The sequence below is a fragment of the Ruegeria sp. CDSA077 genome (assembly GCF_059612265.1).
The window spans coordinates 37,358-58,057 of record NZ_JBXWQG010000016.1; the positions used below are offsets into that span (position 1 = coordinate 37,358).

The window sequence follows — 20,700 nt, forward strand, 5'->3', positions numbered from 1 at the left end:
CCCGGCGCAATTTTTCAGCCGAGAATGGCGGGCAGTTTCAGACCATGTTCACGGGCACAGTCTTTGGCGATTTCATAGCCGGCGTCGGCATGGCGCCAGACACCCGAGGCCGGATCGTTCCACAGAACCCGTTCCAGCCGTTTGGCCGCGTCATCGGTGCCATCTGCACAGATCACAACGCCCGAATGCTGGCTGAAGCCCATGCCAACGCCTCCGCCGTGGTGCAGCGAGACCCAGGTAGCGCCGGACGCAGTGTTGACCAATGCGTTCAGGAGCGGCCAATCGGAAACGGCGTCTGAGCCGTCCATCATCGCTTCGGTTTCTCGGTTGGGCGAGGCAACCGAACCTGAATCCAGGTGGTCCCGACCGATCACAACCGGAGCGCTCAGCTCTCCGTTCTTGACCATCTCATTGAAGGCCAGTCCCAGCCTGTGACGATCCCCCAGACCGACCCAGCAAATACGTGCCGGAATGCCCTGGAATTCGATCCGGTCGCGGGCCATGTCCAACCAGTTGTGCAGATGCGTGTTATCGGGCAGCAGTTCCTTCACCTTCTGGTCGGTCTTGTAGATGTCTTCCGGATCGCCGGACAGGGCTGCCCAGCGGAACGGGCCGATACCGCGACAGAACAGAGGACGGATATAAGCGGGCACGAAGCCAGGGAAGGCAAAGGCGTTCTCCAGCCCCTCTTCCAGTGCCATCTGGCGGATGTTGTTGCCATAGTCCACGGTTGGCACGCCGGCGTCATGGAAGGCAACCATGGCCTCGACCTGAACTTTCATCGAGGCACGCGCGGCTTTCTCTACTTCTTTGGGAGCGGTTTCGGCCTTGGCTCGCCACTCAGCAACAGTCCAGCCTTGTGGCAGATAGCCGTTGACCGGGTCATGGGCCGAAGTCTGGTCAGTGACGATATCGGGGCGGATGCCACGTTCGTTAATCTCGGGGAAGATGTCGGCCGCGTTGCCGATCAGAGCTACGGATTTTGCCTCGCCCGCCTTGGTCCAGCGGTCGATCATCTCAAGCGCTTCGTCAAGGCTGTGCGTCTTTTCATCGACATAGCGGGTGCGCAGGCGGAAATCTGCGCTTTTCTCGTCGCATTCCACCGCCAGGCAGCAGGCACCGGCCATCACGGCTGCCAGAGGCTGGGCACCGCCCATGCCACCCAGACCACCGGTCAGGATCCAGCGGCCTTTGAGGCTACCATCAAAATGCTGGCGGCCCGCTTCCATGAAGGTTTCATAGGTGCCCTGCACGATGCCCTGGCTGCCGATATAGATCCAGGAGCCCGCGGTCATCTGGCCATACATCGCCAGACCCTTTTTATCGAGCTCATTGAAGTGATCCCAGTTGGCCCAATGCGGCACCAGGTTCGAGTTGGCGATCAGAACACGTGGCGCATCTTTGTGGGTTTTGACAATGGCGACCGGCTTGCCGGACTGCACCAAGAGGGTTTCATCCTCTTCCAGGTTTTTCAGGCTTTCGACGATCAGATCGAAATCTTTCCAGGTCCGTGCCGCGCGTCCGATACCACCATACACAACCAGCTCATGCGGGTTTTCTGCCACGTCCGGGTGCAGGTTGTTCATCAGCATCCGCAGGGGTGCCTCAGTCAGCCAGCTTTTAGCATTCAGTTCGGTGCCCGTGGGGGGATAAATGTCACGGGTGTTTTTGCGAGGATCGGTCAAATCTCTCTCCCTTTCTTGATAAGCGCGTGTAAGCGCGCGAGTTCAGCTAGTCTTTCAAGAGCCTCCTGCAAATACAGGCGCACGCGGCCAGCACGGTCGACGTCATATTTCCAGGGTTGGGCTTCGCGCATGTAAGCTCGCTGGGCAATCTCCATCTGGATGGCATGAATGCCGATCTCTGGTTGGCCATAATGTCGGGTGGTCCAGCCTCCTTTGAACCGACCATTCAGAACCGCCGATAGGTCAGAGTTTTTGACCACCTGATGAACTGCGCGTTCAATTGCCGGTGCACAGGTTTCCCCGTCATTGGTGCCGGTGTTGAAGATCGGCAATTCACCTTCAAACAGAAACGGGATGTTGGAGCGGATCGAATGGCAGTCAAACAAGATGGCAATGCCGTGTTTGGCGCGGACCCGCTCCAACTCGGCCTTCAGCGCGTCATGATAGGGTGCGTGATAGGCTTGGCGACGCTCTTCGATCTCATCGTCCGACGGCTCCTGACCTTCTGACCAGATGGATTGGCCATCAAAATCGGTCAGTGGCACCAGCGTCGTGGTGTTTAGCCCCGGATAGAGCGAAACACCCACAGGATCACGATTGGCGTCAACGACGTAGCGATGCACATTGGATTTCACCACGCTTACGCCGGGCAGAAGCCCGTCATAAAGCCGGGTGATGTGCCAATCCGTATCTGCCAGCCCGGTGCCGGTTGCATTGAACCGGGCCGCGATAGCATCAGGCACAAACGTCCCGCCATGTGGCTGGCCCAACACAATTGGGCCATCACCAGTTATGACGTCAAAGACTTGCATCAACCAAGCTCCGGCAGCGCCGCGCCCATGGCATGCAGGATCGCGCCAGTCGCAACCAGATCATGGGCCGCCTTCAGATCGGGTGCCATATAGCGATCTTCCTGAAGGCTGGTGACATCCTCACGCAGACGCGTGATGGCCTTTTGCAGCGGCGGGCTGGTTTGCAGAGGCGCGCGGAATTCCACACCACGGGCCGCACACAGAAGCTCGACACCCAGAATATTGTTCAGGTTATCGACCATTTGGCGCAAGCGGCGCGCACCATGGGCCGCCATCGACACGTGATCTTCCTGATTGGCCGATGTGGGCGTTGAATCGGTCACACAGGGGTTGGCCAGATGCTTGTTTTCGCACATCAGCGCCGCTGTTGTGACTTCGGCAATCATCAAGCCCGAGTTCAGACCGGGATTGGGCGTCAGGAACGGCGGCAAATCAAAGCTGAGCGTTGGATCAACCATCAACGCCACGCGACGTTGTGAGATCGCACCGATTTCCGACAGGGCCAGCGCGATCATGTCGGCGGCAAATCCAACAGGTTCGGCGTGGAAGTTTCCGCCCGACACGATCAAGCCCGCCTCGGTCAGCACCAGTGGGTTGTCGGTGGCGGCATTGGCCTCGGTCAGCAGCGTGGTGGCGGCCTGACGCAGCACATCCATCGCCGCGCCCGTCACCTGCGGCTGACAGCGGATGCAATAAGGGTCCTGCACCCTGGTGTCGCCTTCGCGGTGGCTTTCGCGGATTTCGGAGCCGTCCAGAATGGCGCTCATGGTATTTGCCGCTTCAATCTGGCCACGGTGACCGCGCAGGATGTGGATTTCGGGCTGCAACGGGGCAGTTGACCCCATGATCGCATCTGTAGACAGCGCCGAGATTGCCAGAGCATTGCCCGACGCGCGCCAGACATCGAACAGACCCGCCAAAGCGTAGGCGGTGGAGAACTGCGTGCCGTTGATGAACGCGAGCCCTTCCTTGGGGCCCAGTTCAATGGGCGTCAGCCCGGCCTTGGCCAGTGCCTCGGCGCCGGGCATGACAGTACCGTCAAATTCCGCCTCGCCCTCACCGATGACCACAGCCGTCATATGCGCCAGAGGGGCCAGATCGCCCGACGCGCCGACGGAACCTTGTGCCGGAACAACCGGCGTGACGCCCTTGGCCAACATGTTTTGCAGCTGTTCGACCAATTCCCAACGCACACCGGAAGCACCGCGCCCAAAGCTGAGCAGTTTCAATGTCATCATCAGACGCACCAGGGTCCGTGGCATCGGATCGCCAACACCACAGCAATGCGACAGGATCAGATTGCGTTGCAGGGTCGCTGTATCTTCCGGTGCCACCTTCACGGAGGCCAGTTTGCCGAAACCGGTGTTCACGCCATAAACAGCGATGTCACCGGCTGCTGCGTCTGCAATGCGACCGGCCGCGTCTTCGACGGCGGGCTTGCAGGAAGGGTCCAATTGCACTGAAGTGGCGTTGCGGTAAATGTCTTCCAGTTGTGGCAGGCTTGCCTGTCCGGGAACGAGGGTGAGAATAGTCACGCGTGACCTCCATATATACGTTTATAAAGCGGGTTGAACCCGATGCGATAAGACAGCTCGGCGGGGCGGGCGACGTCCCAAATGGCCAGATCAGCGCGCATACCGGGGGCGATTGCCCCACGATCCCGCAGGCCAAGGGCACGCGCGGCATTGCGTGTCACACCTGCCAATGCCTCTTCGGGCGTCATGCGAAAGAGCGTGCAGCCCATGTTCATGGTCAGCAGCAGCGAGGTCAGCGGCGACGAGCCGGGGTTGCAATCCGTGGCCAGCGCCATCGGCACCTTGTGTTTGCGCAAAAAATCCACTGGCGGCTGCTGAGATTCGCGCAGCGTATAGAATGCGGCGGGCAGAATAACGGCGGTGGTGCCAGCGTTCGCCATCGCAATGACGCCCTCTTCATCAAGGTATTCGATATGGTCCGCCGACAGCGCCCCATAAGAGGCGGCCAGTTTTGTGCCACCCAGATTGCTGAGCTGTTCGGCATGTAATTTCACCGGCAGGCCCAGGGATTTGGCTGCATCGAATACGCGCGCAATCTGATCAGGTTGAAAGGCAATACCTTCGCAGAAGCCGTCCACCACATCTACCAACCCTTCGGCATGGGCTGCGTGCAGCGTGGGGATCACAACCTCGTCGATATAGGCGTCATCGCGGCCTTTGTATTCGGGGGGTGTTGCGTGAGCCCCCAGGTATGTGGTGTGAACCGTAACAGGCCGCAGTCGGGCGATCTCGCGCGCGGCGCGCAGCATGTTCAGTTCGGTGTCGCGTTCCAAGCCGTAACCGGATTTGATCTCAATCGTGGTCAATCCTTCGGCGATCATCGCGTCAACGCGGGGCACAGCCCCCTCGACAAGTTGCTCAAGACTGGCTTCCCGTGTTGCGCGTACCGTCGAATTGATGCCGCCACCTGCGCGGGCGATCTCTTCGTATCCGGCACCGTTCAGACGCATTTCAAACTCTTCGGCGCGGTCGCCACCAAAGACAACATGTGTGTGGCAATCGATAAGGCCGGGAGTGACAAGGCGCTGTTCGAGGTCCTCGACAGGGAAATCGGCGTATTGTACGGACACTTCACCGGCCTGTCCGACCCAGGCAATCACACCGTCCGAGATCACAACCGCACTGTTGGCGACTAGGCCGTACGGACGCTCAGAAGTCTGAAGCGTTACCAGGGTCGCGTTTGTGTAAACTCTGTTCTTGGACATTCCAACCGATTCTCAAGTTGCATAATGTGGAGCGTTTGTATAATGATAATATCATAATGTCTATACAAATGAGAAGATGATGGAGATCTACGCAAGAACAGTATTGTTGGGTCGTGAATGGGTTAGTTGTGTTCGTGTCGAATGTAACAATGGCCATATCGTGAAGATCACGCGCGATTGCGTGCCCCAGCCGGATGACCATCGTGTTGACGTCCTGCTTCCTGCTCTCGGCAATCTGCATAGCCACACGTTTCAGCGCGCGATGGCAGGCATGACCGAGTTTCGCGCTGCGGGGCGCGAAAGCTTCTGGACGTGGCGCGAACTGATGTATCGCTTTCTGGAACATCTGACGCCAGAGCAGTATGAAGCAATCGCTGCTCTGGTATTCATGGAAATGCAAGAAGCAGGGTACGCGTCAGTTGGCGAATTTCATTATGTGCACCATCAGCCGGATGGCAGCGCCTTTGGGCAGCTGTCGGAGCTGAGTGACCGGATCTATGCCGCAGCCATCCAGACAGGTATCGGCCTGACCCATCTGCCGGTGCTCTACACCTATGGTGGCGTCAATCAGGAGCCGTTGGCAGGTGGTCAACTACGCTTTTCCAATGATGTGGATCGCTTTCTGTCTCTTGTTGATACATGCAAAGCAAGGCTTGGCGATTTGCCCGCTGATGCGCAGGTTGGTATTGCGCCCCACTCGCTGCGGGCAACATCACCTGCTGATCTGGCCCGGGTGCTGAATGCTGTGCTGGAGGGCCCCGTGCATATTCATATCTCCGAGCAACTCAAAGAAGTGGCAGATGTCGAAGCCAAGCTGGGCCAACGCCCGGTTGCCTGGCTTCTGGACAATGTGGATGTCACTGATCGCTGGTGCCTGATCCATGCGACCCATATGACCGATGCCGAAACCCTCGCAATGGCCAAAAGCGGTGCCGTCGCCGGACTGTGTCCGATCACCGAGGCCAATCTGGGCGATGGCCCATTTAATGGCCCAACCTATCTTGAGCATGATGGCGCGTTTGGCCTGGGCTCTGATTCCAACGTGCGCATATCATTGACCGAAGAACTGCGGACGCTGGAATATTCGCAACGGCTGCGTGACATGTCCCGCAACGTGTTGGTGGTTGGTGAAGGATCAGTTGGCCATACGCTCTATACCGGTTCAGCCCGAGGCGGCGCGCAGGCGCTTGGTCGTGATGCTGGTGTAATTGCTGAAGGAAAATTGGCCGATCTGGTCGCCATCGACCGGGACCACCCGTCCCTCTGTGCTTTGAAGGATGAACAGGTACTCGATGGCCTGTGTTTCGCGGCACCCGACGATGTTGTCACCGACACATGGTCAGCTGGCCGTCACATGGTCAAATCCGGCCGCCACGTCGCCCGCGACAGCATTGTGACGCGGTACAGGGCTGCAATTGGCGAACTGGTGTCGGGCCTCTGAGGTGTTATGAGAGATCAGCGATGTGTCAGCGAAACGCAGATGCATCGTTGATCTTGTGTCAACGCAATCAAAGGCACCGGGTTGTCCAGCAGACAAGTATCCCCCTGGTCGAGCGTGACAGTGTCAGTGATGCTTATGCGTTCTGACAGAGCATAGATGGCACTCACTCCGGCTGTGGTTGTTTGCCCCATGTCAGAAGACCAGGCAGACAGAACATGGACGGTCGCCGAAATCAGGTTAGGGTTAAATATCAGATTAAAATTCTCGACCGGGCCGTTGTTACATGCGCCATTCAGAACAATGCCACCCGAGAAACACAGTGGCTGGAACGGGTCCGCGCGATAGGTTTTCCCCTCACCGGTCAGGATCATGCCGTCACCGGATATGACTGTCAGAATGCGCTCGAACCCCTGAAACATTGAAAATGGACCGTCAGAGGTGACACGCGCAAGGCTCAACCGCCAAACCAACCTGTCGCCATCATGCACACAGGTGATCTCTTTTGTAACACCAAGACCATTTTTCCAAGGCTGGGTCAGGTAGTCCTGTTTGCCAATAATTTTCATGATGCCATTCATCACAGATAACCGGATATGAACAGAACGAATGCAATTCGTAACCGGCGACACACCACACATCGGGCAAAGGCACGACCACTGCAATTTCTCAATTTGTCCGCTTCTTGAATATCGAAACCGACCGCAGCGAAAGGGTGCATGAATCCAGACAAGTTCGGCAAGATTGAACGGCTGGTCTGGGGACATTGGCTGCAACGCAGCAAATTCCTTGCTTCAAGCGCGATCGATTTCTGCGCAAGCATTGGCAGCGTCAGCATAAGGCTGGTTTGTCCGGCTTCTTGCCAGTTCATGCCCCACGCAGCGAATGGCCACTGATCTTCACGTTTTTGCCGCTGAACAGTGGCATCAGCCTTTTGACCAGCTCGTCAGGTGAGAGCCGATGTGCCAGATCGGCAAGCTTGGGCTCACTGTCCGGGCTGATCGTTGCCAGGTTCAAGAGGTTACCGAGGTTGTCCGCAAAGCTGGGTGCTTTCACCGTTTGGATTGCTTGCGTTAGTTGGCGGTCCTCGGCTGTTTCCTCGTCATCGGCAGTCTCGCGCGGATCTTCGAAGTATCCGTAGCCGGCCACACCTTGATCAAGATACCCCTCATACTCAGGCGGATCATATGAGCGTGGTCCAGTGACAGCCGCGCGCTGCGACAAGGGAGGTTTGGCGACAGGCTCAAGCTCCGGTTCTCCGGCCTCAGCCGATTTGGCCGACCCGGCACTTTTCAGGAATTCATCATAGCGGGTCACAACGCCATCCTTGACCACAGGCACATCCGGCCAAGACTTGCCCTTTTGGCTGTCATTCAGCGCTTTGAACCGATGGTCTTTGTAATAGGACACCCGGTTCGTGCGGATCGGGAACATACCCTTGCCGGTTATAATGACCTCTTCTTTGCCCAACCGGCCGATTTCTTCGGGGGTCAGCAGTGCCCGGCTTTTCTCTGACCAGCTTTCAGACCGGCCGGGCTCTTTAGACCAGTTGCGCCCCGAGACGGATTTCTGTGTCACCGTTTTGTTGCCAAGCGCCTTGGACAGCTTTTGTTTTGTCTCCTCAGAATTGGGCGTCAGCCACACATGCAGGTGCGAGCTTTCAGTCAGGATTTCCTCACCTGCAGGGCCATAGTGTTCGCGCAGCGATGCCGGCGATTGTACGACCAGGCACAGCCGGCCACCATAGCCGGGTAGGGTGGTTACAGCATCGAGGACGCCTTGCATTTTCCCCAGCGAATGAAATTCATCGATCAGAAACAGAACCGGCAAGAAATCCTCACCCGAAGCCATGAGCCGTCGGCGTAGCGCGTTGATGGCGCATTGGATGAACAGACGCACCAAAGGCCGCGACACCTGCTTATGCGCTTCCGGAATCGAGATGTAGCAAGTTTGAGGTTCCCAACGCATCGATTCAAAGTCAAAATCATTGGTCTTTGTCGCGCGCACGATCGCGGGGTTGCGCCACGCATTAAGACCACCGCCCATCAGGACCGACAGGTAGATCCCCAACTGCTTGTTGTCCTGGCCCGCCATGCGCAGCATCGCGCCTTTCGAGACTGGATCAGGCGCGCGCGGGGCAAGGGCGGCAAACATAGCTTTGTAATCTGGAACCTCATCGTCACCAGCGACCTCCGGCGTCAACACCTGCAGTACGCGCCCAAGCGAGGGTTCCGGCTCGTTACAAACTATCGCCGCCGCGGCCTCAAATATTTCCTGTGCATCTTCCATCAAAGACGCCTCAGCGCCGGTTGTGCTTTTAGGGGCCAACAGTGCCGCGCTGATTTCAGAGATCCGCACAAGCCGGTCTTCGAGATCTGCCATTGCGGCGACCTCGATCAGCGGGTTGAAGCTATGCGACCGGCCGACAAGCGAGCCATCCGGATTGTTGGGGAACTGGACGTCAAATGGCGACAGGACCCGTACCTTGTCCCCCTTGCCCAGCCGTCGCCGCGACGTGGTTTCGAAGAGTTCGCCCTTCACGTCATAGACAATGAGCGAGCCGGGATAGTCGAGCAGGGTAGGGACGATGATACCAACACCCTTGCCGGATCGCGGCGGACCCGAGACCAGCACCGTGCCCTGGTCATCGGTATGGGCGCGCAGATGCGGGGCTTTTCTCTCCGGTTTGCCCAGCTTGCCCAGCACCAGTCCCCAATCGCTGATCAGACGCGCTGCGCGGATCTCTTTGGCCGTGGCCCAACGCGCGTCGCCGTGGGCATCAGTCGCGGTCACACCAAACACCATCCCGCCAAAGAGATAGGCAAGGCCCGCGCCGGTCATCAGCCCGAGTGTCATGCCACCCCAAAGGACCAGGTCCCAATCCTTCTGGTGCAGCGTGTTGCGCTGGCTGAGCAAGAGCCACGGCCGCCATGTTTCAATATCGCCATTCACCTTCCAGGCTATCAAAAGCGCGGCCCAGAGCGGGATGCTGAGGACGCCTGCTGCAATCGTATAAGGGAGGTGGGTCTTTGCCTGTATGGTGCTCATGGCATTCTCCTTCAGGGCAAGAGTGTCAGGGTGTCGCAGGCTTCAAAGGAAAGCGGGGCACAACCCATGTTGCGCCCCGCTTGGAATGATGCTCAAGGCGTCACATATAGAGGTCTCGCGATACGAACACGTTGATGTTCTCCCCCTGGTCCACCCAGATTGTCGGCGGGATCGACAGGTACTCCTCAAAGGCATCCTGACCGGAATTCGCAAAGCCATCGGTTCCGGTGGACAGATCGTTCTCGCTCAAAGTGCGATTTCCGAAGCTGGAAATCCCCGAGAAGATCGAGATAAAGAACGCCGCTTCAAACTTGAGGCCAAAGTGGTGCTGCACATTGCCTGTCAGACCGGCGCGGCCCAGACCGTCGACGCCGCGCGAGCCGATCATGATGGAACGCTTATCCGTCGTGATCACCCGGTTCCAGGCCACCAGAACCCGGCGCTGACCAAGGGAGATATCCGACGAGTATTCACCAATCAGCGTTGAGCCTTTGGGGATCAGGATCGTGGTTGCATCCGCTGACCACACATCCAGGCTTATGGTGGCTTTCAATTCACCGGGAAGATCGGACGATATTGCTGTATCCAAAACGCCCGGAATCATGGTGCCTTGCGTGATCAGGCGATGCACATCCTGCAACTGGGTTGCCCGCGCTGTCTGGACTGTACGCGAGGCGGCGGCATCGAGGAAATCGTTGCCCGTGCTGTTATTCGCATTGCCGCCAGCACCCGCCCCAGCAGCATTGCGTCCAAGGCTATTGGTCAAAGGCTGGGTCAACCGATCTTCTTCAGCCGCAACGGCATCCCGTGCCGGATCGCCTTGCTGTGCCGGTTCAGACGCTTGGCCCGGTTCCGTGATCGGCCTGTTCGCTTGAATCCGCGCGAGCAGTTCCCGTTGCCGGCGCTCATCCGCAAGCCGATCCTCTTCCAGCTTCTTCAGGAACGCTTCAAGGGCCTTTTCTTGTCGCGCGGTGCGTTTTTCGAGCGCTGCGAGGGCCGCCGCGTCCAGATCCGAGGCGGGCGCTTGCGGGGCGGCCTCCTCAACAGGTGCCTCGGCCTGCGCGGCTTTGATTAACTTGCGCAATTCCGCCAGCTCAGCCTCCAGAATGGCAACGCGCGGGTCTGGCTCTTGTTCGACCTGGGGCAAAGGTCCCGTTGGCACGGCTCCGAATAGGGTGCCCCCCTGATTGCGCTGGTCCGGTGTCTCGTTGACTTCGGGAATGATGCTGCCGCGTCGGCCGGTTTCATCCCCGCCACTGTTGATCCAGAAGAACAGGCCAACAAAGGCAACGAATGCGCTGATGCCGAGGATCATGGGCAGGTTCAGGCCGCGTTTTTCCTCCTCAGAGCCTTCGATGCGGTTCTCAAGCAGTTTGTTTTTCTCAGACATCAGCGGTTCTCCCCACCATGACTTGAATTGCGCTGAGATGTGGATGCCGAAACCCTGCGTGGTTTGTTCGGGTTCCGGTTCTGGTCGACTTCATAGAGGGGGATGTTGAACACGCAGACCACATAAGGCCCGTCGCGCAGGACCAGGCGCGGATAAACACCGGTCACGACAATGGTGCCATCGGCCAGATCCGTTGAGTTGACCAGACGTTCGCGCCCTTTTGCGTCCATGGCGAAGACTGCAGGCCGCACGCTTTGCTGTTTCAGGCGCAGATAGGTTTTGCGCCCATCATCAAACGCCACTTCCGGCCGCAACAACCTGTCACCGCTGGCGCTGTATTGCAGATTGGCAGGCCGTCCGGTGGTGTTGAATGCAGTCTGGATGTTACCGGCCTGTCGCGGTTTGAATCCCTTTTTCTGATCCGGATAGCTGAACCGATAGAGAAACCCGATATTATCAGGTGGACCGGCTTCATGCGCCTGAAGGAGAAACACATAGCTTCGCAGGTTGGTTTGCAGAATGAGGTTGCTCGCCTGCGTGGTGGCGTGTTTGGCTTTCAGGACAAAACCGTTGCCAGCGGTCAGCGGGATGAAGTCCCAGGTCTTCGGATCGCCCCGGACCTCATCGACCATCTGTTCACCGTCTTGAAGGTGAATACTGAGAGCATAGCCCCGCGACACATCGATCTTGTAAACCTCGTCAGGGTGATACACGAGCGTGCGCACGCGCGCGTCCGTGCGGGTTCCCCGTCCATTTTGTTCAGCTGAGACAGAAGTCGCGCCAAGCGCCAGCATAACAGCCACAGTGCAAAGTAAACGCAGCATTATCGCGCCTCCTCATCCAGTCGGTAATTGGCGACACAAAAGCCGGTTGGATTGTTCCAACGCTCTTCCAGTGTCATGTTTCCGGTGCGGTCGAACTCGTATCCCATTGTCACCACGAAATTCCGCGTTGAGACCGGAGCGCCCTGTTGTTGGCGAGCGCTTTTCGTGATGCGCAGCGTCGCCGAGTTTGAGTTGTTCAGCGTGACAGACCGAATACGGACATCAACGCGCCCATAGTTGCCATAGATGTTCATGGGGCTGTTGGGATTGTCTTCGTCATAGAGCGCAGCCAGATCCTCGGCGGCTCCGCCACAGGTCCGCCGGTACACATCGGTCAGCCGCTCGCGCTGATCGTGCGCGTCATAGGTTTCCCGATCACGGGCATACTGAAACAACAGCGCCTGCGTGACATACTCATCATCGTCCAGCGTCAGATCACCCAGACGGGATTCCACGTTGACCAGGCCCGTATGTTTGTCGACCGTCATTGTGATGGGCACGACCTGTTTGAGCGGAGCCAGACCCATCACAGCCGCAACGCCCATCACGCCGATCAGCGCGCCAACTCCGGCCACGACATAGGCCATCTTTGTCCTGCGCCGCATGGACAGATACATCTCATCTTCCCAGCGGTCGTGACCGTCGTGAATGGTGGTCGTGTCCGGCAGGGGAGAGCCCTGATACTGCCCGTCAGGATTGAGCGGATCGGGCCTCAAATCTGCTGCTGCATGTTGCATCTGGTGACTCCTCGTCTGTTGCGGGGCCAGCCCGCCAATGATTTCAATGAGTTTTGATCAGCTTCCGCGCCGTCGTGCGTCTTCGGCCATGCGTTCGGCCCCGCGCTTTACAGAATCCCGAATGCGCTGGTTGTTTGCCTCAGTTGAGGATGGCCTGTCGGCCTCATTTGCAGCACTGGCACGCTGGTTGGAGACGTCGCCTAGGTTGTTGCCGCCAGAGTTTGCGCCTGTAATCTGGCCGCCCAGAAGTTTCATTCCAGCCAGAGAGGCTCCCTTAATCTGGGACTCGCCCAAGTTCAAAGCCGCACCACCGATACGTTGTGCAATCATCGGACAAATGAGTAACAACCCAGCTGTAATTCCGCTGATGCCCGCGAGCTTGAACATTTCCAGAGGTATATCTGAACCAGAGTCGATGCCGGAAGAGACAGCATCCGATACGCTCTGCGTGGCAGCCAGTGCAATCCCCATAACTCCAAAAAGCAAAACTTGGAACAAAACCAGCATGGTAATGCCGCGCACCCAGCCGTTGAAGATTTCTGCCGAACTGCGGAGGTAGGCCCAAACTGCAAGCACCGGAAAGATAGCCAGAAGGATCGCCAACAGGACCTTAGAAGCAACGAGCAGGGCGAGAGCGACAATGATCATTAGAAGGATGAAAAACGCGGCAAGCAACGCGAACAGCAAAACACCAAGTGCGTCTCCTGCGAGGTAGTCTGTCACGCCATAGGACCCTATGGCTGTCACAATGTTGTCGAAAGAAGTATCAGCAACATCGGCAAATGCGGTAGCCACACCACCAGCGTCACCCCCACCTCCAAACCTGCTGATGATGGTGTTGCCAACATCGACCGGGAACTGAGTGATAAAAGGATAGATGAATTGGGTCCAAAGCGCGCCTCCGGACACCGCCAGATAGAACAAGGTAAATCGAAAAACAAAGGCAATGAATCCATCGAGGGAGAAGCTACCCCGGTATGCTGCGGTGACCGCCCAGACTGCCAGTGCAGCCCCGGCGAGCATAGTCAGGAATTGGGCGCTGGGGATTGCAAGGGCCTGGAACACCTGTTGCGACCCACCGTTGATAATGTTGTCAAAGCTCTGATCGGTGCCAACAAGGAAGTCTCTGATGCTCATGACCCATCATTCCTCTTTCTGAACTTCAGGATGCATTCATTCATCATTTTCCGCGCTTCCCTGTTTGCATCCGAAGCCAGCCCGTATTGATCTGAAATCTCTTCTACGGTCATGCCCAACAGATCGTCGTCGATCTCGACCTCCTCTGTGATGCGCACATCCGGTTCTGGCATAGGTTCACCCGAAGCAAAGGCGACCTCGCATTTTTCAGCATAGTCATTTCGGACCTCAGCCCTTTTTCTGGTGCGAGATACTGTTAATGCCTTGCCCAAACGAAACTCCTCGCGCTTTTCCTCTGCCGTCAGGGCAAGCGCTGGCTGACCCGCCGCCAGAGTTGAGGCGACGGTTGCTGCGATGAGAAAGATGGTTGTGGGGAAGCGCATCAGTTTGATCCTTCAGGTCTGTACGCCTGGCGCGCGACGATATCCTGGCCGCGCAGGCGCTGGTTGACGATTGCGGCGTCCAGCTGACCTTGTGCAGAGAGGGTCTGCAACAAAGTGGCGAGCATCATGCCATTCTCAATCGCTATGCGTGTGTTCAGATCAATGCTAGCTTTCAGATCATCGGTCGCGGAAATCTGCTCACGATAGCCGTCATAGCGCTCCATCGCTTCGCCAGCCCCGGCAAAGCCTTCCTCGGCAATCGCCAACCCGGCCATGCTCGATCCGGAAACCAGATCATGTGACCTTGTGGCCGGATCTTCAGCCGAACGTCCCAGCGCCTGCAACCCGCTCAGCGGCTGGAAATCCACCCGCAACTCTTCCATGTGATTGCTCAGGCGGCGGTTCACCGAATTGCCAGTCATGGAGAGCGTGGAAAGGGACGAGGATAGCTTGCGCGGTGTGATATCGCCGTTGAACAAGTTGCTGATTGTTTCGCGGGCGCCCGTGATGGCACTGTGCGTCGCTCGCGCCTGGCGCAATTGCTCCTGAAGCTCTTGCAGCTGCAATAGCGCATTGTCGAGGATCTGCGTATTCAGACCAACCATTTCGCCACTGGAGTTCAGCAGCGCGATCAGTTCGGCATGTTCGGTCACACTATAGGTAGGCACGCCCTGTGCTTTGGCAGTGTCGGCCGTCCCGACAATACCGGCCAGGACAAAGGTTGCGGCTGCGGCAGTGTTTTTGAAAATGGTTTTCATCCTAAAGTCCTTTCAGGGGGTGGATCAGATTTTGCCGATGCTGAGCGGCGGAGTGGTGGCAAGGCCGGTTTGGGGGACCGACTCTGCGTCTGCGATGTTGCAATTGGCCTTCAGCTCGCGCGGCGGATCGAGAGCATCTCCGGTAATGGTGCAGGCTCCGAGAAGCGGCAGGCCAAGGGCAACGAGTACGAGTGTGCGGATCATTCGGAGGTCTCCTCTGGGGCTTTGGGGGTCATGAAGGCATCGAGCCAGCCATCCTCGCCATGCTCGGTGCGCAGCTGGTCCATCTCGGCGACGCTGTCACCCGTGGCGGACAAGACCCGATAGAATTGCTCGGGCAGCTCAAGCCGTGTCGACACAACGGCTGATCCGTCGCCATCGTTGATCAGCACCAGACGGGATTTGGGTGGCATGGATGAAACAGCGCTGAACTCGGCCTCCGTGAGCCGGAACGCATCAACATAGGTTTTGTGATCGGCTTTGGGGTTGGCAAAGAAGATGCGGTTTTCTGTCGACTGGATCAGCGTGTCCGAGATTGAGGATTTGGCCGCATCCGATGTTTCCTGCGTCATAAACACCAGAATGCCATCCAGCTTTCGGATTGTTTTGATCCAATCCTGGATACGGGGACCAAACCGGGGATCGTCAAACAAGGCCCAGGCTTCATCAACCATAATGATAAGCGGTTTGCCCTGCGCCAGTTTGCGCTCGATCCGATAAAACAGGTAATCCAGCAGGGGCAGGCGGATATCGGAGGCTTTAAGCAGCGCCGTCATGTCAAAGGCGGTCACGGCCTGATCGAGGCTGAAACTGTCCTCAGTGTTGTCGAACAGCCAGGCGCGACTACCGGACCCATGCCACTTGCTGAGCGCATCGAGCAGCTGCACCGGTGCGTCCGCATCATCGACAGACCGCAGCGTGGTAATGAAGTCCGAGAATGTGCGCAGGGCGGGATCACCCGATGCGAGGCGGCGCAGGCCAGTGGCAATCCGGCGCTCTTGCTCTGGGGTGAGTTTTTTCGCGCCGGTCAGGCGATGAATGAAGCCTTCAAGCCATTCGATCCCAACCTCATCGGTGGCGACAGCAAAGGGGTTGAAGCCGAGATTCATACCGGATTTCAGCTGAAGGTAGGTGCCGCCAATAGCTCGAATAAAGGTTTCCGATCCCCGGTCTTTGTCAAAGGCAATAAGGTGAGGGTGTTCGGGCAGGCGGTAGCAGCAGGACATCAGGAAGTTCGCCAGTAGGGTTTTACCCTCGCCGGTCGCCCCAAAGATGGCTGTGGTTCCCGGTCCCTTGGATTTGTCAGAGCCTTCGCGGTGGAACGAGAACCAATAGGGCGTACCGCCCAGCGTACGGAACGCCGCCACGGGGCCACCCCAGCGCAGTTTTTTCCGCGATCCCGTCGGCCAGGAATGCAGGTTGGCGAAATCGGCAAAGTTCTTGTCGGACACAAAGCGCTTTTTGCTCCGGGTCTGATAGGCGAAGTTGCCGGGCAGCTGCGCCCACCAGGCCGCCTCTAAACCGATATCTTCGCGCCGGGTGCGCAGGTCCGCGCCCGTCAGACAGGAGTTCACCCGTGTGGCCGCATCTTCCAACTCTACGCGCGTGTCGCCCAGAACAGAGACCGTGAAGTGATGCCGCCCAATTGACATGGCGCGGGAGGCAACCGCATCGCGCGCCTCATTTAGATCCTTTTGCAGAGATTCCGCTTCGTCGCCCGCGTCTTCCATGCCCCTCTTGGCGTCACGGATCTTTGTGCCGCCCGAGATGCGATCCATCGGCGCGTAGCATTGGGTCGCAATGAACTCGCAGCGCTCCCCAGAAGCTCATCGAACATGTAGTATTTAGACCGTTCGGGATATGCGTTGACCGCAAATACCGCGGCAAAACGATCCTTGTCCCCGCCCGGTGACAGGCTGTGAACATGATCTTTGCGGAAAGTGATGCGCCCGTTTGGAACGCCATCGGCCAGATGGGTCCAGACGGATGGGGCCGTTTGCCAAATCCCGCTTTGCAGCATCGAGAGGAATGACAGCGTGCGGCTACGATCCGCCTCTGTTCCCGTGAACCTCCGCGCACCAAACACCGACAGATCCCGCATCGCCCGTTCTGCGGCCACATGCAGGGCTTTGCGGTTCTGTTCGCGGGCTGCACTTGTTGCCGGGTCGGTTGTTGCTGATCGTAGAGACCGCAGCCCGGCATCCAGCAGCCGCTTGCCGCTGGTGTAAGGGCGTCGAACGATCGTCAGGAAATGGTGCAGTTGATAGGTTTCGTCCTGGTCCAGCTGGTCTCGGTAGTGCTTGTCCAGCTTTGCAGAGAAAGCGGGCTCGCCTACGGGCGGCAGCGTATCGGCTAATTGGATTTTGGTACGGATGATATGGCTGTAGAACGCTGTCCGATTGTCTTCAAAGCTGGAGGCGAGCCGGGCGAGCGTATCATTGGCGGCCTTGATTGCCGCCCGGTCTGCGGTTTCGTGGATGAACCCCTTGAGTTCCAACACTGCCACCAAATCCCCGTTGCGGGTGGTGAATGTCCCATCCGACAGGAAGCGCACAAACGGGATATGGGTGGTTGCTGGCACCTCTCGCGCGGCGCGGCGCGCGGATGGTATGGCTTTTTGAATCTCGGGGTGCATGTTCATATCGGGTCAGTCTCCGGCGTAGGAATTGCCGCCCCAGTAGGGCTTGTTTTTTGTGAACAGTTTGCAGTCGGCCATGGTCGCCACATGATCTGGCAGATACGGATCGACGCTGACGATCCAGCGGGCGGCGGCATAAGACGGGGCGATGGCGAGTAACCCCCAGAAGCCCAAAAAGCCCTGGGTCATGATAAACGTCATCAAAGGGATGCTGAGCGCCACAATGTGAAACGTCATAGGCATCCCGGCCCGTTCAGAGGGCCGGGTAATAGCCTGGAATATGCGGTTATCGTCGCTCATCAGGTCGCAAATCCCTGAATGGCTTCGGCAATGCCAAACGCACCGTAGAAGATGCCCAGTACGACGAGGATCACAAAGAAATGGCCCCATGTGACCGGCACGCGTGGGCTGGCGGCCGAGATCCCAGCCAGCGCAATGGCTGCACCACCGAGCAGAATACCGTTGGCACCTGTCACAAAGGTTCGGATTTGGGTCAGGATGGACACCGGCGCATCAAACAAGGATTGCGCCAATGCCGGACCGCTGAAGGCCACAAGGGCCATCGCGGTCAGCAAAGCGACGTTTTGAGGGTTACGTTTCATTTAAAGTAGTCTCCTTGGACGGGGGGTGTTCAGGTGTCGGGCGGGAGCCCGGCCCCTTCGAGAACGGTTGCGACGTAATGGGTGGTTTCCGAGTAAGGCGGGACGCCCTCATAGCGTTCGACGGCGCCAGGCCCGGCGTTGTACGCGGCCAGTGCCAGCCGCCATGTGCCGAATTTCAGGAACATGGCCTTGAGATAGCGCGCGCCGCCATCGAGGTTTTGCACCGGGTCATGCGGATCTACCCCGAGGGCGGCAGCCGTTGGGGGCATCAACTGCGCTAACCCAAGCGCACCTTTTGGGCTGACTGCGTTGGTATTCCAGCGGCTTTCCTGATGGACCAGCGCATGAAACAGCGGCACTGGAACACCGTGGCGTTTGGCAGCGCGTTCCGCTTCTACTGCCCATTCGCCCTTGGCACGCGGGGTTGAGTTTCTGGAGACGATCTGTTCAGCATCGCCCCCATCCTCATAGTGCAAGCAAACCATTGCACCTGCCCGGAATGCGGGTTCCAGGCAGGTGCGGGCGGGGGCGGTCGCGCAGAGCAAGCGCCCTCCACTCAACAGCGGGCCATCACGGCTCGCGCAAATTGCTGCCTCGTCATTCTGCGCCTGGGCAGATGAAGCGAATGCTGCGATTAAAGGGAGGCTAATCAGCAACGGTTTGAACACGTTTTTCATGTGGACCGACTGTTCTTTTGTGACATTGCGGAGGTTGAAGTAGGGGGAGCTTGCTGGTCGAACCCCATCCCAAATGTAGTTTGATTAGCATCCCTCTCCGTCGCGACATCGTCCTGTCGGCGGGGAGGGACTCCATAGGCGCCCTCGGGATCTCTTTTGGCCACATTTTGACCGTCTGCGCTGCCTACAGTTTCGCCCGCGCGCCCCTCCGCTGTTCGTGAGTGGCGACTGGAGAGGGATGCGCTACGATGCGGGAACGGGCTCATCGGCGTATCGTCAAACCAGCACCAGCTCGCATACCGCCCGTTCTCTGAGGCTCTCGTAAGCAGTGCCAGTGCTCCGGCATCGTTGGGATTGTCGGCGACGAACACGGCAACAGGGTCTGTCGTGTCCAGAAGCACGGCGGAGGCGATCGGCGCGTCCAGCGGCAGATTGAACCGCATCTGTTTCTGGAAGGCGCGGGACTGTTCGGTTAGCGCAGCCAGTACTTCCAGCTCGCGCAGGCCTTCAAATGGGATCCAATTCTCCGTCACCAGCATCATGCCGATTTCATGCAGAACCGGATAACCCGCCTTTGCGATAGAAAAGCTGGCGATCACCATGGCATGGCCGGACCCCATCGCTTCGAGTAGGCGCAGCTGATCCCTGAGCACTTTGTCGAATTTCTTGGAAAGATCCTCATCGGCAAAGAACGCACAGTCTGGGGCGTGTTTGAAGATGACCCTCGCGCCATGTGGCGTGGTTTCCTTGCCTTTGTATTCTGCGACCACAAGGCCAAAGGGCGTTGCTTCGCCACCAATTGGCCGCAGATTTGCAAAAAGCTGGTTTCGTCCGGCCGCTATCTCGGCTTTGTTCTCAGGCTTGAAGTATTCCGGAACAAAAAGAAAGCCGGACAAGTCCTGGCCTTTGACAATCTTTCCAGCCGCGGCCCTGCGCAGAGCGTGATGGATCACGCCCCAGAACCGCTTACCTTCCATTCTCGGATACCACTTGCCCAGATCCGCCTCATGCCAGAGGAAGTGCAGAACGCTTGTGATCGTCAGCTTGCGGGGTGCGGCCTTGGCCTCGGTTGGCTTTGCACCGGTCTGTTCCGGTGCGGTGCGGCTTTTGCTGTTCTTGCGCAGAGGAAAGCCAAGTTTGAGCGTGGTTGTCCCGTCGTCAGGATCTTCGGTGATGGCTGACGCCTGGATTTGCGCCAGCCCGGACAATTCTTCGGGCGGCAGGAAAGACGCGCAGTCAATCGCGTGATCCGGCCCGGTTCCAGGCATCCGTTTGACAATGAGTTTCCCCGCCATGGCCGCGATGTACATCTCGGGGGCAGGCTTGCGGCACCCGCATAGGACGCGCGTTCCCGCGCCATGCGCGGCTGTCAGGGCGTGTTGACCCGCTTCGCTGTCGACCACCAAGGGAGCGCCGTTCAGAAACAGGGTCACCTTGGCGCCCCCAGACTGCACTGAGGCGTGTTGACAAATCCGTGTTCGGGACAGGTTTTAGTTAGGTTTGAATAGGTTGGGTTCAGTAGCCTGTGGCACGTAACATCTGATGGATTGCAGATTGCGGAAATGTGGTTGGTGCGGCTGATACCGGACTTGGCCACATTCTCTCTTCGGTGTAGCACCACATGCATCGAAGAGAGGTCAATTTTCAAACGGCAAAATGTCGGAGCGGATTTTGACGCGATATCATAAGTCACAGTAGTTACCTCTTGAGGCGCAATTAGGTCAGCAAAGTTTACATAATAAGTCTTATGAGGCGTAGTTCTGGCGTGCAGAGCGCGCACCTACCGGACCCCTGAAGACCGTTCAGAAGTCGCTATTGCGTTCCGGAGTCA

21 protein-coding genes are annotated in these 20,700 nt (G+C 58.0%); 1 reads left to right on the plus strand and 20 read right to left on the minus strand.

The annotated features are described in order from the left end of the window. Positions 1-14 precede the first annotated feature (14 nt). From hutU to hutI, 4 genes are read right to left on the minus strand one after another with little or no spacing between them, the layout of a single operon-like run. Entirely contained in the window at positions 15-1,685 is a 1,671-nt protein-coding gene (gene hutU / locus AC2FLE_RS19485) for a urocanate hydratase (protein WP_496699122.1), read from the minus strand. Next, positions 1,682-2,497, minus strand: a complete 816-nt coding sequence (hutG, locus tag AC2FLE_RS19490; RefSeq protein ID WP_496699124.1) for an N-formylglutamate deformylase — start codon at positions 2,495-2,497, stop codon at positions 1,682-1,684. Before hutG ends, hutU begins: the two co-directional genes overlap by 4 nt. Next, positions 2,497-4,026: a histidine ammonia-lyase gene (gene hutH, locus AC2FLE_RS19495; RefSeq protein WP_496699174.1), complete on the minus strand. Its 1,530-nt coding sequence runs from the start codon at positions 4,024-4,026 to the stop codon at positions 2,497-2,499. Before hutH ends, hutG begins: the two co-directional genes overlap by 1 nt. A gap of 2 nt (positions 4,027-4,028) precedes the next feature. Further along, positions 4,029-5,237, minus strand: a complete 1,209-nt coding sequence (gene hutI / locus AC2FLE_RS19500) for an imidazolonepropionase (RefSeq protein ID WP_496699125.1) — start codon at positions 5,235-5,237, stop codon at positions 4,029-4,031. A gap of 76 nt (positions 5,238-5,313) precedes the next feature. Here hutI and AC2FLE_RS19505 point away from each other — a divergent pair, with 76 nt between their 5' ends. Then, the gene (locus AC2FLE_RS19505) at positions 5,314-6,678 is read left to right on the plus strand and encodes a formimidoylglutamate deiminase (RefSeq protein WP_496699127.1); all 1,365 of its coding nucleotides are present in this window, start codon (positions 5,314-5,316) and stop codon (positions 6,676-6,678) included. Positions 6,679-6,692: 14 nt separating this feature from the next. Here the strand turns inward: AC2FLE_RS19505 and AC2FLE_RS19510 are convergent, their stop codons facing one another. From AC2FLE_RS19510 to AC2FLE_RS19585, 16 genes are all read right to left on the minus strand, one after another. Continuing rightward, a complete protein-coding gene (locus AC2FLE_RS19510) occupies positions 6,693-7,244 on the minus strand; it encodes a HutD/Ves family protein (protein ID WP_496699129.1) in 552 nt (183 codons plus the stop codon). Between the two features lie 11 nt (positions 7,245-7,255). Next, on the minus strand, positions 7,256-7,546 hold the full coding sequence (locus AC2FLE_RS19515) for a hypothetical protein (protein WP_496699131.1): 291 nt from the start codon (positions 7,544-7,546) through the stop codon (positions 7,256-7,258). Further along, a complete protein-coding gene (locus AC2FLE_RS19520) occupies positions 7,543-9,723 on the minus strand; it encodes a type IV secretory system conjugative DNA transfer family protein (protein ID WP_496699133.1) in 2,181 nt (726 codons plus the stop codon). The genes AC2FLE_RS19515 and AC2FLE_RS19520 overlap by 4 nt, the downstream gene beginning before the upstream one ends. 100 nt (positions 9,724-9,823) lie before the next feature. Then, the gene (locus tag AC2FLE_RS19525; RefSeq protein ID WP_496699135.1) at positions 9,824-11,113 is read right to left on the minus strand and encodes a TrbI/VirB10 family protein; all 1,290 of its coding nucleotides are present in this window, start codon (positions 11,111-11,113) and stop codon (positions 9,824-9,826) included. After that, positions 11,113-11,937 carry a TrbG/VirB9 family P-type conjugative transfer protein gene (locus tag AC2FLE_RS19530; RefSeq protein WP_496699137.1) on the minus strand — a complete coding sequence of 275 codons (825 nt, stop codon included), beginning with the start codon at positions 11,935-11,937 and terminating at the stop codon, positions 11,113-11,115. Before AC2FLE_RS19530 ends, AC2FLE_RS19525 begins: the two co-directional genes overlap by 1 nt. Continuing rightward, the gene (locus tag AC2FLE_RS19535; RefSeq protein WP_496699139.1) at positions 11,937-12,674 is read right to left on the minus strand and encodes a VirB8 family type IV secretion system protein; all 738 of its coding nucleotides are present in this window, start codon (positions 12,672-12,674) and stop codon (positions 11,937-11,939) included. The genes AC2FLE_RS19530 and AC2FLE_RS19535 overlap by 1 nt, the downstream gene beginning before the upstream one ends. A 57-nt stretch (positions 12,675-12,731) precedes the next feature. Beyond that, on the minus strand, positions 12,732-13,811 hold the full coding sequence (locus AC2FLE_RS19540; RefSeq protein WP_496699141.1) for a type IV secretion system protein: 1,080 nt from the start codon (positions 13,809-13,811) through the stop codon (positions 12,732-12,734). Next, a complete protein-coding gene (locus AC2FLE_RS19545; RefSeq protein WP_299985884.1) occupies positions 13,808-14,194 on the minus strand; it encodes a hypothetical protein in 387 nt (128 codons plus the stop codon). Before AC2FLE_RS19545 ends, AC2FLE_RS19540 begins: the two co-directional genes overlap by 4 nt. Continuing rightward, the gene (locus AC2FLE_RS19550; RefSeq protein WP_496699143.1) at positions 14,194-14,952 is read right to left on the minus strand and encodes a type IV secretion system protein; all 759 of its coding nucleotides are present in this window, start codon (positions 14,950-14,952) and stop codon (positions 14,194-14,196) included. The genes AC2FLE_RS19545 and AC2FLE_RS19550 overlap by 1 nt, the downstream gene beginning before the upstream one ends. A 24-nt stretch (positions 14,953-14,976) precedes the next feature. After that, complete coding sequence (locus AC2FLE_RS19555; RefSeq protein ID WP_496699145.1) at positions 14,977-15,156, minus strand: hypothetical protein; 180 nt, start codon at positions 15,154-15,156, stop codon at positions 14,977-14,979. Next, a complete protein-coding gene (locus AC2FLE_RS19560; RefSeq protein WP_496699147.1) occupies positions 15,153-16,730 on the minus strand; it encodes a TraG/VirB4 family ATPase in 1,578 nt (525 codons plus the stop codon). The genes AC2FLE_RS19555 and AC2FLE_RS19560 overlap by 4 nt, the downstream gene beginning before the upstream one ends. Next, complete coding sequence (locus AC2FLE_RS19565) at positions 16,637-17,593, minus strand: hypothetical protein (protein ID WP_496699148.1); 957 nt, start codon at positions 17,591-17,593, stop codon at positions 16,637-16,639. The genes AC2FLE_RS19560 and AC2FLE_RS19565 overlap by 94 nt, the downstream gene beginning before the upstream one ends. 6 nt (positions 17,594-17,599) lie before the next feature. Beyond that, positions 17,600-17,890: a VirB3 family type IV secretion system protein gene (locus AC2FLE_RS19570; protein ID WP_496699150.1), complete on the minus strand. Its 291-nt coding sequence runs from the start codon at positions 17,888-17,890 to the stop codon at positions 17,600-17,602. Then, a complete protein-coding gene (locus AC2FLE_RS19575; protein WP_496699151.1) occupies positions 17,890-18,192 on the minus strand; it encodes a TrbC/VirB2 family protein in 303 nt (100 codons plus the stop codon). The genes AC2FLE_RS19570 and AC2FLE_RS19575 overlap by 1 nt, the downstream gene beginning before the upstream one ends. Positions 18,193-18,221: 29 nt before the next feature. After that, positions 18,222-18,677: a lytic transglycosylase domain-containing protein gene (locus AC2FLE_RS19580; RefSeq protein WP_496699153.1), complete on the minus strand. Its 456-nt coding sequence runs from the start codon at positions 18,675-18,677 to the stop codon at positions 18,222-18,224. Positions 18,678-18,865: 188 nt separating this feature from the next. Further along, on the minus strand, positions 18,866-20,302 hold the full coding sequence (locus AC2FLE_RS19585) for a DUF1173 family protein (protein ID WP_496699155.1): 1,437 nt from the start codon (positions 20,300-20,302) through the stop codon (positions 18,866-18,868). Between the last annotated feature and the right edge of the window lie 398 nt (positions 20,303-20,700).